We start from the raw sequence: 16,448 nt of genomic DNA, 5'->3' as shown, positions 1-16,448 counted from the left end.
CGGGCGGTATCCACCGAACGGGGGACCGCAGACGAGGAGTGTCGAAAACGTGCCAGGTCCGCTCCTCTCGGTCGTCATCCCGGTGCACGACGCGGCGCCGTGGATCGGCGAACTCCTCGACAGCGTGCTCGACCAGGACGTCGAGGCGATGGAGGTGCTGGTCGTGGACGATCGTTCGTCCGACGGGTCGGCCGCGATCATCGACACCTTCCGTGCTCGTGACGCGCGCGTCCAGCGCCTCCGATCGGACGCCCCCGGCGGTGCGGCCGCGCGGAACACCGGAGCGGCAGCAGCCCGGGGGGAGTACCTCGTGTTCGCCGATGCGGACGACCTCGTCCCGCCGGGCGCGTACCGAGCGATGGTCGGGTCGCTCGAGGCGTCCGGGTCAGATCTGGTGATCGGCGACCACCTCAAGTTCTCGCCGACACGCACCTGGAGTCCCACCGCCCGCTGGCACGCATTCGACCACGCGGTGCAGGGGACGACCCTCGCCGAGACCCCAGCGCTCCTGACCGGTAGAGCGTGCTGGAACCGGCTCTTCCGACGGTCGTTCTGGGAGCGGGCTGCGCTGGGGTTCCCGAACGTCGGCCACGCCGATGACATCGAGCCGATGACACGGTCGGTCGTGGAGGCGCGTGCGATCGACGTCATCACGACGTGCGTGTACCTCTACCGCGAGCGCGCCGGGGGAGCTGGCGGATCGATGTCGAACCAGGTGGATGAGGCCGCCCTGCTCGACTACCTGCGTGAGGAGACGGCGTGCGCGACACTCGTGCGTGCGGCATCCCCGGCGGTCGTCCGACAGCAGTCACTGCTGGTCCTCGACGCGGACGGCTGGGTGCACCTCGATCGGTACTTCGCATCGGTCCCGTCCGGCTCGCCGATGCCGGGCGGTGTCGAGCAGTCCCTCGACCGCCTGCTCGACGAGTTGGACGCAGCGGTCCTCGACGACGTCGCCGCCGAGCGCCGGTGCTTCTTCGCCCTGCTCTGGGCCGGGCAGCCCGATGCCGCGTCCGACTTCGCCGCTGCGATGCGTGCTCGGGAGTCAGAGCCCGAACGGTTCCTCCGGGAATGGGTGTCGGCCACTGCGGTCCTGCTCGACTCCGTGGCACCCGCTGGCCTCGACCGGCCGGCGCTGGTCGATGACGGTCTCCTGACCGCCCTGCTGCACGCGGCGGACCGGATCGATGCCCCGGGCCTCGCACCGCTCGTTGCCGCTGCGGAGCGTGTCGTCCGGCGCGCTCCGACGGGCCCCGGCGGATCCGAACTCCTCGGGGCGACCCGTCGAGCTGTGCTGTCTGCTGATCCCGAGGCTGTCCGCCTCATCTCGCTGTTGCGGCACCACGCTCCGGTGGTCGTCGACCAGGTCACGCCCAGCGTCGACGCGCTCCGTGTCGAGGGGCCGGCGCCGTCACCGTCCCTCTCATCGTCCATGCGGCTGGTGCTGCGTTCGGGCGATCAGGTCCGCACGGTCGACCTCGATGGGGCAGGTCCCCGATGGCTGGGGCGGATCCCCGCCGACGGGGGTCCCGACGCAGCGGGGCGTTGGACGGTCACCGCCGGGTTCCGGCTGTCCACCATCGACGTCGAAGTCCCGGTCGTGACCGCGCGGATGCCGTTGCCTCCGCTCGACGCGCGCCACGTGCTGCAACCACTGAGCAATCGGCGCGACGGCTGGCGTTTCCTGGTCGAGCACCGGGCGCCCCGATCGGTGCTCAGCCGGGTCCGGTCGGCCGCGGAGCGACTGCGCCGTTCACGGACCTGAGCGCCGCTCCGGTAGCATCGCCGGGTGCGTCGTGCGAAGGACGGGTCCGATGGGCCCCAGCGAGGATTCCGAGCCGACATCCAGGGGATCCGAGCGGTCGCCATCGCCCTGGTGATCCTGTACCACCTCTGGCCGAACCGGATCACCGGCGGGTACGTGGGCGTCGACGTCTTCTTCGTCATCTCCGGCTTCCTGATCACCGGTCACATCCTGAAGGCTGCCGAGCGCGAACGGCCGGTCCCGATGCTCATCGGGTTCTACGCACGCCGGATCCGACGGCTGGCGCCCGCCGCAGTCGTCGTGCTGGTCGCGGTCCTGGTGTTCACGGTGCTCCTGCTGCCGGCATCGACCTGGTCGGCGACGGGCTCGAACGTGCTCGCCGCGTCGTTGTTCTCCGAGAACTGGTTCCTCGCCGCCCAGTCGGTCAGCTACCTCGACGCCGATGCCGTCCCCTCCGCGGTGCAGCACTTCTGGTCGCTCTCGGTCGAGGAGCAGTTCTACATCGTCTGGCCGCTCGTCCTGCTGGCCGCGATCGCCCTCCTCGCACGTCGTCGTGCAACCTGGATCGTCGTCGTGATCGGCGCGGTCGGCATCGTGAGCTTCTGCTGGGGGCTCCTGCACACCGCGACCAACCCGGATGCGGCGTTCTTCGACACCACCGCTCGGGCCTGGCAGTTCGCGGTCGGGGCGCTCGTCGCGTTCGTGCCCCTGCCCGGCCCGCGCACACGGCTCTGGGCGCCGTGGGTGGGGCTGGCCGCCATCGCGGCCGCCGCACTGCTCTACTCCGAGGCCACGCCGTTCCCCGGCATCGCTGCGGTGCTGCCGACGGTCGGCGCTGCGGTCGTGATCGCCGGACGCGCACCCGCAGCGGAACCGTGGTCGTTCGGGTTCCTCGCTTCGTTCGGACCGGTGCGCTGGCTCGGCGACGTCTCGTACTCCGCGTACCTCTGGCACTGGCCCCTCATCATCCTCGTTCCGCAGTGGCTCGGCGTGGACCTCGGCCTGCGGTTGAAGCTCGCCATCCTGTGCGCCACGGTCGCCCTGGCGTGGGCTTCCCACCGGTACGTCGAGAACCCGGTCCGTCGGAGTGCGGTCCTCACGAAGCGACGTCGACGCAGCTTCGTGGCCGGCGGTGCGACCCTCCTCGTGTTGGTCGCCGGGTGCTTCGGCACGGTGGGGGTGGCGAACGCCCAGATGGACGCTGCGGACGACCGACTCCTCGCGCAGGTCACCGGAGGGCAGACGTGCCTCGGCGCAGGTGCGATCGGCGACCGGTCGTGCGCTGACCCGTGGGGCGACATCGACGTGGCCGACGTTCCAGCGCCACTGTCGGACAAGCCGCTCGTCTGGAAGGACGACTGCATCGACGACGTCACGGAGAACACCGAGAAGTACTGCACCTACGGTGACCCCGACGCATCCGAGACCCTCTTGCTCTGGGGAGACTCGCACGCTGGCGCCTGGTCGAGTGCCTTCGACATCGCGGGGAAACTCGACCACGTGAAGGTGATCGTCGCGGCGCGGAACCGGTGCCCGTCGAGCATGGAAGCCCCGACCGGCACGACCTACGGGGACGTGATCCCGGCCGATCAACGCGGGTGGTGCGCGGCGCGGAACGACTGGGTGATGAAGACCCTGGTCCCACGTGCCGATCGCGTCGTGCTCGCTGACCTCTGGGCGAACTACCGTTTCGTGGGGACGGACTCGGCCCAAGCGGACGGCTACTCCGAGCTCATCGACGGCGTTCGGGATGCTGGGCTGCCGGTGACGATGCTGCAGCACGTGCCGCTCACCGGACAGACCCTCGAGGACAAGGTGATCGGCCCGTCGTGCCTCGCCTCGGGTCGGTCGTGCACGAACGACGTCGCACACGCTCTGCCGCCGTCGACCTCGCTGCCGCAGCGCCTGCTCGTGGACGAAGGCTACGGGGACGTCGTGCGTTGGGTACCGGTCGAGTCGCAGTTCTGTCACGACGGTCGCTGTTACTCGGCGATCGGTGGCGTCTCCGTCTACTTCGACGGGTCCCACCTCTCCAACACCTACAGCGCTTCGCTCGGTCCGTGGCTCGCGACCGCTCTGGACCGCACCCAGCCACTCAGCGTCGTCGGCTGATCTGGGGGTACCCGCACGGGCCGTGGCAGACTCCTGGTGCGGGATAATGTCGTTCGTGCGTCGCTCTCGGTACCTGGTGGCTGCCGTTGCGCTGGCAGTCGCCGTCGCGGTCCCCGTGGTGACCGTCGAGCCGAACGCCCTCCGAGCAGCCGAGGTCGCGCCCGAGCACGATCTGCGTGTTGCCGTGGTCGGGGACTCCCTGAGCGCGGGACGATCGGGTTTCCTCGGGAACGGCCTGGACGACGAGAGCTGGATGACGTACGCACAGGGCGACGGCATCGAGTACGCCGGTGGATGGGCACGGGCCGGCGCGACCCCGGACGCCATGGCGGCAGCCGTCAGACCGCTCGGCGACGTCGACGTGCTGGTGATCCTGGCGGGCACGAACGCCGTCCGCCTCGGGAAGTCGCTCGACGAGGAGCGCTCGGCGTACGAGCGGATCGTCGAGACGGTCGGCGCCCGCAGGGTCATCGTGGCGGACCTGCCGCCGTACCGGTGGCGGCCGGGAGCAGCGGCCACCTACCGGACGGCGCTGCAGCAGTTCGTCGCCGACGAGGGGTGGACGTGGGCGGATCCGTGGACCTTCGCCCGGTCCGGGTCCTCGTGGGCGGCCGGAGTGAGCACCGACGGCACACATCCGGCGGGCCCCGCCGAGTACCGACAGCTCGGCGAGGCGTTCCGGAGCATCATCCTCGCCGTGGGGACGTCCGCCGCACAGGACGATCGCCGCTGACGCTGCGGCCGGCCCGTCCTCTGTCGGTCGGTACGATGAAGCATGCTCTCGACGCCGGCCGTCCCGGAACACCTCGCGACGCGCCGGAGCCGATCAGACCGTTCGGTCGCGGTCGACCTCATCCGGGTGGTGGGCGTCGTCGCGATCGTCGCCGGGCACACCTGGGACCAGCGGCACTTCGCCCAGGCGGGTCTCTACACGTGGCACGTCCCGGTCTTCTTCGTCCTGACCGGGTACCTCTGGAAGCCTGGTCGTTCAGCCTCCGACGAACTCGGGAGGCGTGCGCGCACCCTCTTGGTCCCGTACCTCAGCTGGCTCGTCCTGGTCACCCTGATCTGGTTCGGCTTCCGCGCTGCGTTGGGCGAGTCGCTGGACACGAAGACGCTCACCCTGCTGCCCCTCGGCGGTGACTGGATCTCGCGGCCGTACTCGGCGTTCTGGTTCGTCACCTGCCTCTTCGTCGCCGCAGTGCTGATGCGGTGGCTCGAACGCGTCCACCCGGTCCTGCCCTGGTTCGTCGCTGGTGTCGGCATCGCCTGGTGCATCGGGGACCGGTTCCCCATCTCGCACATCCCCGAGTCGGCGGGCATGGCGATGCCCGCTCTCGCGTTCATGCTCGTCGGGATGCTCCTCCGTCGCTTCCGCGCCACGATCGACCGCCCCGTCGTCACAGGGCTGGTCCTGCTCGTGCCGTCGTGGTGGCTCGGCTGGTCGGGAGCCCTCGACACGCTCAACGTGAAGGGCGGGAACCTCGGGACGCCGGTGCTCAGCGTGCTGATGGCGGCGGCGATCTCGTGCGGCATGCTCCTGGTCGCTGAGGGGACGGAACGCTGGATCCCGCGCTGGGGCCGCACCGTGGTCTTCGCCGTCGCCGCCTGCGCGATCCCGATGATCCTGACGCACACGCTGTCACTGGCGATCACGGAGCGTCTCGGCCTGCCGTCGTCGAAGTGGACGTTCCTCATCGCGTACTTCGTGCCGCTCCTCGTCGCGCTCGTCCTGCGGGCGACCCCGGCGAAGCGCTTCCTGTTCTGAGCCGACGGCCCTGGGGCAGTCGACACCTGGGCCCGATGAGTGGCCGCTCCGCTACCCCCGAACGGCGTCGAGCAACTCCGCGTACCGCCGCGACGATGCGAACGGCGCCAGCCGACGGCTGAACTCCGCGGCCACGGCAGCACCCGCAGCAGGCCCCGCCAGCACCACACGCAAGGACTCCACGGCATCGCCGGCGTCGAACCACCTGATCCACCCCTCGTCGCCGAACTCGGCACGCAGGTGCGGCTCGTCCGGCAGGACCGACGGCACGCCGAATGACGCGGCGAGGTGCAGGACGCCCGAGTTGAGCACCCGCCGGTAGGGGAACACCGCAGTGTCTGCCGCTCGGAACCACCGCTGGACGTCGATGTCCTCGACCTGGTCGTGCTCGCGCACTGCACGCACGTCGTCGCCGAGCGAGCGGTCGATCTCCTCGAGGTCGTCGGACGTGGTCCGGCCGGCCAGCAGGAGGACGGGGCGCTCGGACGGCTCCGTCCGACGCACGGCCTCGACCAGGACGTCGATGCCCTTGTACGGGCGCATCTGGCCGAAGGCGAGGACGGCGTGGTCGCGGTCCGTGAGTCCGAGCGAGGCACGCGCTTCCTCGCGCGACACCGAGTCCGGGTACACGCCCTGGTAGCTCGGGTGCGGGAGGTGCACGACCTTTGCCGGGTCGAGCTCGTAGTACGAGGACACGGCCGTGGGCGTGTCCCTGTTCATCACGTGCACGACGTCTGCGGCGCCGGCCAGGTAGCGGTTCAGTTCGAGTTCGAGCTCGAGGTGCCGTGCGTCGTGAGGGAGGACGTTGTGGATGGTCCAGACGAGACGTGCTCCGCGCGTGCGTGCCGCGTCGACGGCGGTGCGGAAACGATCGAGCCGCGCCTGCGCTTCGTCGAGATCGTCGTCGTGTCGCTGCACGATCGGGGACGTCCAGTGCATGTGGAAGACGTCGCCAGTGCCGAACCGACCGAGGTGCTGCTCGAGCTGCTCCAGACGCAGGCTTTCGAGGACGTTCCAGCCGCGTGCCCGCGGGGCCAGCAGCATGAGGTTGAGGTACGGGTTGTCGCGGTAGGCAGGGAACACCGCGAGGAGGCGATCGGGCACCGACCGATCCTACGGGGACTCGGCCGGAGAGCGGGGTGGCGTCAGTCGAGCGTGGCGACGATGTACTCGGCCTCGTGCAGGACCGAGCAGAACGCCTGGCCCTCGTGGTCGAGCGCATCGCGCTTCAGGATGACTGCGCCGCACACCGAGCACTTGGTCGTGAAGGTCGACCGCACGACGTCTGAGATGAGCGACATGGGACCATGCTGCGCGCCGAAGGTGAACAACGGGGAGCGATCGCCTCGGAAGCGGGTGAACGACCCCGAAGAATCCGCCTGGGACGCGACGAAGCCTCGGGTCAGAGCGTCCGGATGACCTGATCGGCACCGGCACCGGCCGGCACCACCTCGGCGAAGTCCCCGTCCGCCACGACCTGCCCCGCCGCGAGCCACACGACGTTCCGCGCGCCCGGCTGCGGCACGAACGACGAGACGTCCGATCCCGCGCCGCCGCTGACCAGCACCGTGACGTCGTCGAGTCCGCTCGACCCCCGGTACCAGGACGTCGGCAGGTCGATCTGCACGGCGTGACCGACCGCCTCGAGCGAGGTCACCAGCGCGGTGACGTCTGCCACCCGACTCCCGTCGTGCTTCACCGCGACCCGAAGACCGGCAGCACCGGGACCGCCGGCAGCGCCGGCAGGACCAGCAGCACCAGCGGCCCCGGCGAAGTCCCGGACGACGATCGGCTGCGACGACCGCACCATCACGGCGTGCCCCTTCGGCAGCCCCGGCTCGACACCGAGCCACCGCAGCCCGGCCGCCTCGTAGTGTCCTCCGGCGTCCGCCGCCGGGTACCGCCCACGCCAGCGCTCGTCGAACACCCGCCGGTTGTCGACCCGGGCGTCGTCGCGACCGGGGGTGCGGCTCTCGTGGTGCACGACGACCGACGACGGCACGACGGCGAACGCCGAGCCGTCCGGCGACGCATCGAGGGCCCGCAGGCACAGGTCGACGTCCTCGAGCCCGTTCGCGAACACCGGGTCGAACCCGTGCCAGCGGATCAGGTCGACGGCCCGGAACGCAGCGGCAGCAGCAGTGATCGCCGAGAAGCGGCGACCACCGGCAGCACCCAGCCGTGCGGTCCCGGCACCTGCCAACGCCCGCGAAGCATCGTGCCGCGGGTGGTCGCCCAGGAAGTGCCAGGGCAGCACCTTGTCCCCGCCGAACACCGTGCCCGCTGCCTGCACGACCCCGTCCGGGTACACGAGCAGCGGTTGCGCGCCGAGCACGGACGGGTCGTCCAGCGCGGAGACCAGCGGCCGCAGCCACCCGGTCGTGACCTCGGTGTCGTTGTTGAGCATGACGACGGTGCCGCCAGAGGACCGGGCCAGGCCGAGGTCGCTGCCCAGCCCGAAGTTCCGGTTGCGGTCCTCGCGCTGCAGCAGGACCCGCGGCTCGTCGCCGAACCAGGCGCCGAGCACGGCCGAGACCGAGCGCGGTGAGCCGTTGTCGACCAGGACCACCTCGACCCGGTCGCCCTCGTGGTCGGCGGCGTGCAGCACGGCGTCCACGGCACGCCGGGTCATCGTCCAGTCGCGGAACACCGGCACGACGACCGAGACGAGTCCGGCGTCGCGCACCGGCGCGGCCTCGGCCAGGGCGTCCCAGTCGATGCGGTGGCGGGCGAGCGCGACCTCCTGCCACGAAGCGGGCTGTGCGGAGGAGACCCGCCGCGGGTCGCGGACGTTGTCGTAGTCGACACCGATCACGGGCACGTACGCGGGCACGCCGGAGCGCTTCCCGATGCGCAGCAGCCACTCCCAGTCGATCCAGCGGCGCAGGGTCTCGTCGAACGGCCCGACGGCAGCGGCGACGTCACGACGGACGACGAGCGCGTTCAGGTCGATGAAGTTGCCGGCGAGCAGGTCGTCGAGCGTGCCGTCCTCGCCGCGGTACGTCTCGGCGGGCGCGGTGGAGTCGTCGGCGTTGTTCGCGCCGATCATCCGCACGCCGGTGTGCACGCCGGGGCCGTCCGTCTCGAGCAGCCCGGCGAGTGCGGCGGACAGGTGCTCGGGTCGCCAGGTGTTGTCGGCATCGAGGAACGCGACGAAGTCGCCGCGCACCGCCGCGAGTCCGGTGTTGCGCGCGGCTCCCGCCCCGCCGTTCTCCCGCTCGACCAGGCGGACGCGCGGTTCGTCGGCGGCGATCCGACGCACGACCTCGGCGGTCTCGTCACCGGATCCGTCGTCGACGACGAGGAGCTCCCAGTTCGCGTGCCGCTGCGCGCGCACCGAGGCGATCGCCGCACCGACCACGTCGGCGCGTCGGTACACGGGCATCACGATCGACACGAGCGGTTGCTCCGCGTCGCGTCGCGCGACACCGCGCGGGTACCGGCCGAGCGCCTCGGCGACGTCGGGCCCGTCCCACGTGGCCCGGTAGCGGCGCCGGGTCCGGTGCTGCGCGTCGGCGAAGGCGCGAGCAGCGGAGACGGCTGCGTCGCGTGCGGCGCCCCAGGTCGGTGCGTGGCCACGGCGGCCGGGAGGCACGGGGAGCGTGGTCGCGTCGGTCGCGTCCCGCAGGAAGTCGCGGAGCGCATCGAGCGTGGACGCCGGGCGGTCGGCTTCCGGCACCGAGGCGGCGTACACGCCAGCGTCGAAGAGGGGTCCGGTCTGGAAGAGCTCCGGGCCCTCCTGGTGCAGGGCGTCGTACCAGGACATCGCCGGGACGGGCTGGTGCTCGCGCATCCACTCGTGCTCGATGAGCGGGTGCAGCGAGAGTCCTCGCTGCCCGTCGTTGTGCACGTAGAACGCGATGGCGTCGGCGTCGCTGTCGAACGTCCGTCCGGTCTGGGCCTCGAAGTACGCGCGGTCGAGCACACCGAACTCGGCGATCCGCCGGGCCCAGCGGTCGAGCCGGTCCGTGACGGTCAACGGCTTCTCGGGGCCACGGAACGGGCGCGCCAGGCGTCGCGCGACGCGGCCGAGGCCCTTCGCCTCGGCCATCAGCGGCGACCCGGCAGCCGTGCGGCGACCTTGGCGATCGCCTGGCCGGTGCGGAACGAGCGGCTCGCGCGCAGGTCGTCGAGCTCGCGGCGGAGCCGGGTGACCTCGTCGGAGGCGTTCCCCGCCGCGACCTCGGCGGCGGTGAGGTCGAGGGGGAGGAGCGCTGCCCATCGGCCCTCGAGGGCCTCGGAGCGCGACGCGAGCGGCGCGGTCAGGCGACGGTCGAGCTGCTCGCGCGCCGCGACGAGTCCGCCGCGGGTCGTGGCGACGGCGTGCGGGTCCAGCAGCACGGCGACCTGGTCGGCTCCGGCTCGGTGCGCCGGGGACGACCACGGCAGGGCGGTCGGCGCGGACCGCACGACCACGAGCTCGAGCGACCGTCGGTTGGCGGCGACGACCTCGGCGGGTGTGGGGTCCACGAGGACCGTGACGGTGACGAGGTCGTCCGGGTTCGGGGCGTCGGAGGTGACCGTCCACCCCACGGGGGCCGACGTGCCCGGGGCGAGCCGGGCCTCCAGGTCGAAGCCGTCCGCGAAGGCCGCGTCGATCTCGCGGACCAGACCACCGGCGTCCTCGACGTGCCGCAGGTCGACGGCGAGGCGGGGCGGGGGACCCGCGGGGACCAGGGCGTCGGCGAAGCGCTCCGTCGCCGTCGAGCCGTGCCGCTGGTAGGCGGCGACGGCGTCCGGCAGGAACGGGTACCGGCGCTCGAGTTCGCGCTGGTGCGCAGCGCGGAGGGCGTTGCGGTTGCCCGAGAAGCTCTTGCCACCGGCGTGCAGCACCAGCGCGCGGTTGGCGATCCGCGACGTCCAGCTGTGCTCGGCGAGGCGCAGGCAGTAGTCGTTCTCCTCGCCGTACCCGGGGGCGAAGGCGTCGTCGAACAACCCGTGCTCGGTGATCAGCTCGCGGCGGGTGAGGAAGCAGAAGCCCATCGCGACGGGCAGGACCTGCGAGACCGGCAGCAGCGGGGCGACCGCGCCCCAGACGGCCCGCGTGCGCTCCTCGGTGCGTGCGGCACCCCGGTTGGTCAGGCGGTACGGGATGCTCGCGATCGTGGCGTTGTCGCTCCGTGCCGTGACGACGCCGGTGCGGTCCTCGTCGAGCACGTCGAGCATGGCGTCCAGGAACCCCGCGGTGGGCACGGCGTCGCTGTTGAGCAGCAGGACGGCCTCGCCGGCGTCGTCGGTGCCGCGGTCGAGTTCGAGGACGGCGCGGTTGCAGGTGCCCACGAACCCGAGGTTGCGGTCGTTGCGCTCGTACCGGAACCCCGGTCGGCCGTCGATCCGCTCGAGCAGGGCGCGTTCGATCGCGTCGGCGTCGGGGCCGCAGTCGTTGACGAGCAGCACCCGGTGCGCGGACGTGTCGAGGTGCTCGACGAGCCCGTCCACGCAGCGCAGCAGGGACTCGAGGTCCCCGTAGACGGGGACGACGACGAGGGTGGTGCGGGTCATCGGGCGGGCTCCTCGTGGTCGTGCTGCTCGTCGTGCTCGATGGCGGTGGCGAGTGCGTCGACGGCCGCGTCGAGCGGACCGCCGAGCGCGTGCTCGGCGAGCGGGGCGAAGCCGGTGGGGCCCTCGGCCGCGGCACGGCGGACGGCGTCGGCGACGGCCAGGCCGAGCGACCGGGCGTCGGCGGGCACGGCCGCCAGGTTGGGGTGCAGGTGCGCACGAGTGCCGCGGAACTCGTTCGTGACCACGCGAGCGCCGGAGATCGCACCGTCGAACGGCGGGTGGCTCGGGTGCGGACTGTGCTGCAGCGAGAGCACGACGTTGGTCGAGGCGATGAAGCGGAAGTAGTCGTCCCAGGGCATCGTGCCGTGGCTCACGAGCTTGACGTCGCCCCTGCCGCTGTCGAGCTCGACGTCGCCGTGCTGCTCGCCGGCCGAGTGGAACTCCACCCGGATCCCGTCGGCCGCGAGCTCCTGCACCGCGACGCGCAGGGCGGCGACACCGAGCCGGAACAGGTTGCGGTGCTTGCTCGGGCGGCCGTAGAACAGCACCCGGACGACGTCCTCGTGCCGTCGGGCCGTGGCGACGCGTTCGAGCAGCTCCACGTCGAGGTGCGGTGCGAAGGTCCGCTCCGCCGGCACGTCCAGGTCCTCGACGTCGGCCAGGTACTTCCGCAGGGGCTCCGAGTTGACGAGCACCCGGAAGCCGGCACGGTAGGTCGAGGCGGCGACGGCGTACTCGGTCGACCACGGGCTGAAGCCGGGCTCGTAGTCCTGCACCAGGTACACCACCCGGTCGCGCGGGACGACCCCGGCGGTCACGGCGACGTCGATCGGGTGCGCGGTCTTCCAGTGCGTGGCGATCCAGACGTCGTCGCGGCCGAACTCGGTGTCCAGGACGTCCTCGCGTCGGACCACGCGGACCCCCGGGCGGCCGTCGACCCGCGACTCCGGGAACCGGTCCGCCACGAGCGCCGCGGCCGCGGCCGCACTGTTGCCGGGCGTGGTCCAGCGGACCATGACGACCCGGACCGACCGGCCCAGGCGTGCACCGAGCGCGATCGCGACGGCCAGCGCCGTCTGCACCCCGGCGAACGCCGCGCCCTCGCGGAGCTCGTCGACGACGAGCACCACCTCGGGCTCCCGGTCGACCGTCCGGATGCCCGCCAGGGCGAGGCTCGTCTCGACCAGCCCCTCGAACGGTCGGGCAGCCAGTGGTGCGCGGTCACGCTCGCGCCGGGCCACGCCGACGTCCACGCGGGACACCGTGCGCCCGAGCCGTTCGCGGACGTCGTTGCGGTAGTGGCCGTCCCGCGCGTACCGCTCGTTCACCCGGACGAGGTCGCTGACGAGGCGCCGTGCCTTCTCGAAGTTCATCGACCCTCACGTTACTGGGCGTGGGGGAGCACCTCGGTAGGCTTGTCCCCTGATGATGCAGCGAATCGACCTCCGTGGCGGCCTGCCCGCCCGTGCCGAACTCCTCCGACTCATGCCGCGCGCCGTGGGCGACGTCTCGCACGCGGTCGACGCCGCCCGCGAGCTGGTCGAGGACGTCCGACACCGCGGAGCGGACGCACTGCACGACCAGGCCGAACGCTTCGACGGCGGCGCCCCGGCGAACGTCCGGGTGCCGGTCGCCGAGATCGCGGCAGCCGTCGCCGGGCTGACCCCCGAACTGCGGGAAGCGCTCGACGAAGCCATCCGCCGCGTCCGAGCCGCCAGCGCCGCACAGGTGCCGGCCGGCTCCGTCACCACGCTCGCCGACGGCGCCGAGGTGCACCAGCGCTGGCAGCCGATGCGCCGCGTCGGCCTCTACGTGCCCGGTGGCAAGGCCGTCTACCCGTCGAGCGTCGTCATGAACGTCGTGCCCGCGCAGGTCGCCGGGGTCCGGTCGATCGCACTCGTGTCCCCGCCGCAGCGCGACCACGGCGGTGCGGTCCACCCGACGATCCTGGCCGCGGCCGGACTGCTCGGCATCGACGAGGTCTTCGCGATGGGCGGCGCCGGGGCGATCGGCGCGCTGGCGTACGGCGTCCCCGCGATCGACCTCGAGCCCGTCGACCTGGTCACCGGTCCGGGCAACAACTACGTCGCCGCCGCGAAGCGTCTGGTGCGCGGTGTCGTCGGCATCGACGCCGAGGCCGGTGCGACCGAGATCCTCGTGATCGCCGACGAGACCGCCGACCCCGGGTTCGTCGCTGCCGACCTCATCAGCCAGGCCGAGCACGACGAGCAGGCCGGCAGTGTGCTGGTGACGACGTCGGCGACGTTCGCCGATGCGGTCGAAGCCGCCATCCCGGAACGCACGGCGGTGCTCGGGACGGCTGCGCGCCTCCAGACCGCCCTGGACGGACCGCAGTCCGCGATCGTGCTGGTGGACTCGCTCGCCGACGCCGCGACCGTGAGCAACGCGTACGGGCCGGAGCACCTCGAGATCCAGACGGCCGACGACGAGGCGGTGCTCGCCGACATCGACGCCGCCGGAGCGGTGTTCGTCGGGCCGAGCACGCCCGTCAGCCTGGGGGACTACCTGGCCGGGTCGAACCACGTGCTGCCCACCGGCGGCCAGGCGCGCTTCGGTTCCGGGCTGTCCGCGTCGACGTTCCTGCGTCCGCAGCAGGTCATCCGGTACTCGGCGTCGGCGCTCGACGAGGTCGCCGCCCACATCGTCGCGCTGTCGACCGAGGAGCAGCTCCCCGCGCACGGCGCCGCCGTGACGGAGCGCACGAACCGATAGCCTGGGCAACGACATGTTCTGCCCTTTCTGCCGCCACCCGGACTCCCGCGTCGTCGACTCACGGACGAGCGACGACGGAACCTCCATCCGCCGCCGTCGACAGTGCCCGAACTGCGGACGACGCTTCTCGACCACCGAGACCGCGTCGCTCAACGTCGTCAAGCGCAACGGCGTCACCGAACCGTTCAGCCGCGACAAGATCGTCTCCGGCGTGCGCAAGGCCTGCCAGGGGCGCCCGGTCACCGACGGCGACCTGGCCGTGCTCGCGCAGCGCGTCGAGGAGACCGTCCGGTCGTCCGGCTCGAGCCAGATCGACGCCAACGACATCGGGCTCGCGATCCTGGCGCCGCTCCGTGAGCTCGACGAGGTCGCGTACCTGCGGTTCGCCAGCGTCTACCAGGCCTTTGACTCGCTCGAGGACTTCGAGGACGCCATCGGCCAGCTCCGCCGTGACCACCACGCTGCGGGCGCGTCGTCGGGTGCCGCAGGCTCGCCGGCGGGTGCCGCCGGTTCGTCGGCCGGTGCCGGCGCGTGAGCGGGGTCGCGGAAGGCCTGGTCCGCTCCGGGTACGCCGTCGTCTTCCGGTCGGTCTTCGCCAAGATGGATCCCGAGCGGGCCCACCACCTGGCGTTCGCCGTCATCAAGGCGCTGCCGCACGTGCCGTTCGTGGGCGGTCTGGTCGAGCGGTACTCCCGCCCGGCAGCCGCCGACGGCATCACGACGATGGGCATCCACTTCCCGTCGCGCTTCGGCCTCGCCGCCGGGTTCGACAAGGACGCCCGCGGCATCGGCGGCCTCGGCCTGCTCGGCTTCGGTCACGTCGAGGTCGGCACGATCACGGCGAAGCCCCAGCCCGGCAACGAGCGTCCGCGCCTGTTCCGCCTCGTCGAGGACCGCGCCCTCATCAACCGGATGGGCTTCAACAACCACGGCGCCGGTGCTGCTGCCCGACGGCTCGAGCGCGCCCGACGCAATCCCGGTCGCCCGGTCATCGGCGTGAACATCGGCAAGAGCCGGGTCGTCGCGGTCGAGGACGCCATCGACGACTACCTCGAGTCGACGCGTCGCCTCGCGCCGTTCGCCGACTACCTGGCGGTCAACGTCAGCTCCCCGAACACGCCCGGACTGCGCGGCCTGCAGGAACTCGACCAGCTCCGACCGCTGCTGTCCGCCGTCCGCGACGCCGCCGGAGACACGCCCGTGCTGGTGAAGATCGCGCCGGACCTGACCGACGAGCAGGTCGACGCCATCGCCGGCCTCGCGGTGTCGCTCGGGCTGTCGGGCATCATCGCCAACAACACGACGATCTCCCGTGAGGGGCTCACCGCGGACCCGGCCGCCGTCGAGGCGATGGGTGCCGGGGGACTCTCCGGTGCTCCTGTCGCCGCGCGTTCGCTCGAGGTGCTGCGTCGGGTCCGTGCCGCGGTGCCCGCCGAGTTCTGCGTCATCGCCGTCGGCGGGGTGACGACCGAGCAGGACGTGCAGGACCGCATCGACGCCGGGGCCACCCTGGTGCAGGGTTACACGGCGTTCCTCTACGAGGGGCCGAGCTGGGCCACGCGCATCAACCGCTTGCGTCGCAAGCGGCTGCGCCGCGCCGCGCGCTGAGCGCGGGGGCGGGCGGGCGCGCGTCCCGCCCGGCGCCCTCCAGGTTCCGAAATCTCGGCATCTCGCGGCCATCGGCGGCCGTCTGTGGAACCTCGGCGACGCGCACGCGGCGAGTCGTGGAACCTCGCCGACCACCCCTGGGACGGGAGGCCCGGTGCGGTCCCGCCACGGGCCTCCCGTCCGCCGGTGCGTGGCCACGCCCGGACGCGGCCGCTGAGTGTCCGAGATTTCGGAACCTCGGCGCGCGGGCGGGCCGTCTGTGGAACCTCGGCGACGCGCACGCGGCGAGTCGTGGAACCTCGGCGACCGCCGCTCGTACGCCAGACGACGAAGCGCCGCCCGGCGAGGCCGGACGGCGCTTCGGACAGCGACCCTGGGGTCAGAGGGCGGGGTACTGCCCGCGCTTGACCTGGGGCTTCGGCAGGCGCAGGAACCGCAGCTGCCACGCCCGCGTCAGGATGTAGAGGAACGTGCCGCGCTGCATCTCGCCGAACTTGGTGGTGAGCTTGCGACGCATCGACAGCCAGAGGACCACGCAGTCGATCACGAACAGGGCCACGAACGCCCACACGAGCAGGAGCGAGTACGAGGCGATCGCGGTCTGCGAGGCGGCGAACCCGACGATCAGGAACAGCACGAGCACCGGCATCATGATCTCGCCGACGTTCCAGCGCGCGTCGATCCAGTTGCGGACGAAGCGACGCTGCTCACCGCGGTCCTTCGCCGGCAGGTAGCGCTCCTCGCCGTTGGCCATGCCGACGCGGGCACGCTCGCGGTCGGAGTTGAGACGCGCGCGGGCGGCCTTCTTGTCGACCGGCGTGTTGCCGACGAGGGGGCGGCGGTTCGCTGCCTCGCGCTCACGGCGGGACGGCGTCGGGCGGCCCTTGCCCTGCTCGAGGAGTTCTTCCTCGGTGGGGTTCACGGTCGTGTTGGTCTTGGGGGCTGCCTTCGCCACGGTGC

Annotated in this window: 13 protein-coding genes; 7 read left to right on the top strand and 6 right to left on the bottom strand. The window is 72.0% G+C overall.

Annotation, left to right across the window (positions count from 1 at the left end; translation table 11 throughout):
* Window positions 1-49 precede the first annotated feature (49 nt).
* The 4 genes from EDF23_RS03855 to EDF23_RS03840 are packed head-to-tail and all read left to right on the top strand — an operon-like array spanning window position 50 to window position 5,645.
* A complete protein-coding gene (locus tag EDF23_RS03855) occupies window positions 50-1,765 on the top strand; it encodes a glycosyltransferase family 2 protein (RefSeq protein WP_131920577.1) in 1,716 nt (571 codons plus the stop codon).
* Between the two features lie 24 nt (window positions 1,766-1,789).
* Window positions 1,790-3,877: an acyltransferase family protein gene (locus EDF23_RS03850; RefSeq protein WP_131920575.1), complete on the top strand. Its 2,088-nt coding sequence runs from the start codon at window positions 1,790-1,792 to the stop codon at window positions 3,875-3,877.
* A gap of 55 nt (window positions 3,878-3,932) precedes the next feature.
* Entirely contained in the window at window positions 3,933-4,610 is a 678-nt protein-coding gene (locus tag EDF23_RS03845) for an SGNH/GDSL hydrolase family protein (RefSeq protein ID WP_165900992.1), read from the top strand.
* Between the two features lie 42 nt (window positions 4,611-4,652).
* Window positions 4,653-5,645 (top strand): acyltransferase, encoded by a 993-nt coding sequence (locus EDF23_RS03840; protein WP_131920571.1) that lies wholly within the window; start codon window positions 4,653-4,655, stop codon window positions 5,643-5,645.
* A 51-nt stretch (window positions 5,646-5,696) separates the two neighbouring features.
* Here EDF23_RS03840 and EDF23_RS03835 read toward each other — a convergent pair whose 3' ends face one another.
* The 5 genes from EDF23_RS03835 to EDF23_RS03820 all read right to left on the bottom strand — a co-directional run bounded on the left by EDF23_RS03835 (window position 5,697) and on the right by EDF23_RS03820 (window position 12,520).
* Window positions 5,697-6,749: a glycosyltransferase gene (locus EDF23_RS03835; RefSeq protein WP_131920569.1), complete on the bottom strand. Its 1,053-nt coding sequence runs from the start codon at window positions 6,747-6,749 to the stop codon at window positions 5,697-5,699.
* A gap of 41 nt (window positions 6,750-6,790) precedes the next feature.
* Window positions 6,791-6,946 carry a hypothetical protein gene (locus EDF23_RS19105; RefSeq protein ID WP_165900991.1) on the bottom strand — a complete coding sequence of 52 codons (156 nt, stop codon included), beginning with the start codon at window positions 6,944-6,946 and terminating at the stop codon, window positions 6,791-6,793.
* Between the two features lie 101 nt (window positions 6,947-7,047).
* The gene (locus EDF23_RS03830) at window positions 7,048-9,696 is read right to left on the bottom strand and encodes a glycosyltransferase family 2 protein (protein WP_165900990.1); all 2,649 of its coding nucleotides are present in this window, start codon (window positions 9,694-9,696) and stop codon (window positions 7,048-7,050) included.
* On the bottom strand, window positions 9,696-11,147 hold the full coding sequence (locus tag EDF23_RS03825; protein ID WP_131920565.1) for a glycosyltransferase family 2 protein: 1,452 nt from the start codon (window positions 11,145-11,147) through the stop codon (window positions 9,696-9,698). Before EDF23_RS03825 ends, EDF23_RS03830 begins: the two co-directional genes overlap by 1 nt.
* Complete coding sequence (locus tag EDF23_RS03820) at window positions 11,144-12,520, bottom strand: hypothetical protein (RefSeq protein WP_131920563.1); 1,377 nt, start codon at window positions 12,518-12,520, stop codon at window positions 11,144-11,146. The genes EDF23_RS03825 and EDF23_RS03820 overlap by 4 nt, the downstream gene beginning before the upstream one ends.
* 52 nt (window positions 12,521-12,572) lie before the next feature.
* On the opposite strand from EDF23_RS03820, the gene hisD reads away from it, so the two are divergent.
* The 3 genes from hisD to EDF23_RS03805 are packed head-to-tail and all read left to right on the top strand — an operon-like array spanning window position 12,573 to window position 15,488.
* On the top strand, window positions 12,573-13,880 hold the full coding sequence (hisD, locus tag EDF23_RS03815) for a histidinol dehydrogenase (RefSeq protein WP_131920561.1): 1,308 nt from the start codon (window positions 12,573-12,575) through the stop codon (window positions 13,878-13,880).
* A gap of 13 nt (window positions 13,881-13,893) precedes the next feature.
* Window positions 13,894-14,415, top strand: a complete 522-nt coding sequence (nrdR, locus tag EDF23_RS03810; RefSeq protein ID WP_131920559.1) for a transcriptional regulator NrdR — start codon at window positions 13,894-13,896, stop codon at window positions 14,413-14,415.
* Window positions 14,412-15,488: a quinone-dependent dihydroorotate dehydrogenase gene (locus tag EDF23_RS03805; RefSeq protein ID WP_131920557.1), complete on the top strand. Its 1,077-nt coding sequence runs from the start codon at window positions 14,412-14,414 to the stop codon at window positions 15,486-15,488. The genes nrdR and EDF23_RS03805 overlap by 4 nt, the downstream gene beginning before the upstream one ends.
* A 379-nt stretch (window positions 15,489-15,867) precedes the next feature.
* On the opposite strand, the gene EDF23_RS03800 is transcribed toward EDF23_RS03805, so the two are convergent.
* Window positions 15,868-16,443 carry a DUF3043 domain-containing protein gene (locus tag EDF23_RS03800; RefSeq protein ID WP_235035956.1) on the bottom strand — a complete coding sequence of 192 codons (576 nt, stop codon included), beginning with the start codon at window positions 16,441-16,443 and terminating at the stop codon, window positions 15,868-15,870.
* Window positions 16,444-16,448: the final 5 nt, after the last annotated feature.

The organism is Curtobacterium sp. PhB128 (assembly GCF_004340725.1).
In the GTDB taxonomy this organism is placed as follows: Bacteria; Actinomycetota; Actinomycetes; order Actinomycetales; family Microbacteriaceae; genus Curtobacterium.
This window is presented reverse-complemented; position numbering and strand designations above follow the sequence as displayed.

Coding starts and splice junctions, on each gene's coding strand:
- EDF23_RS19105 (WP_165900991.1), bottom strand. CDS start 6,946: ATGTCGCTCATCTCAGACGTCGTGCGGTCGACCTTCACGACCAAGTGC.
- nrdR (WP_131920559.1), top strand. CDS start 13,894: ATGTTCTGCCCTTTCTGCCGCCACCCGGACTCCCGCGTCGTCGACTCA.
- EDF23_RS03840 (WP_131920571.1), top strand. CDS start 4,653: ATGCTCTCGACGCCGGCCGTCCCGGAACACCTCGCGACGCGCCGGAGC.
- hisD (WP_131920561.1), top strand. CDS start 12,573: ATGATGCAGCGAATCGACCTCCGTGGCGGCCTGCCCGCCCGTGCCGAA.
- EDF23_RS03825 (WP_131920565.1), bottom strand. CDS start 11,147: ATGACCCGCACCACCCTCGTCGTCGTCCCCGTCTACGGGGACCTCGAG.
- EDF23_RS03820 (WP_131920563.1), bottom strand. CDS start 12,520: ATGAACTTCGAGAAGGCACGGCGCCTCGTCAGCGACCTCGTCCGGGTG.
- EDF23_RS03830 (WP_165900990.1), bottom strand. CDS start 9,696: ATGGCCGAGGCGAAGGGCCTCGGCCGCGTCGCGCGACGCCTGGCGCGC.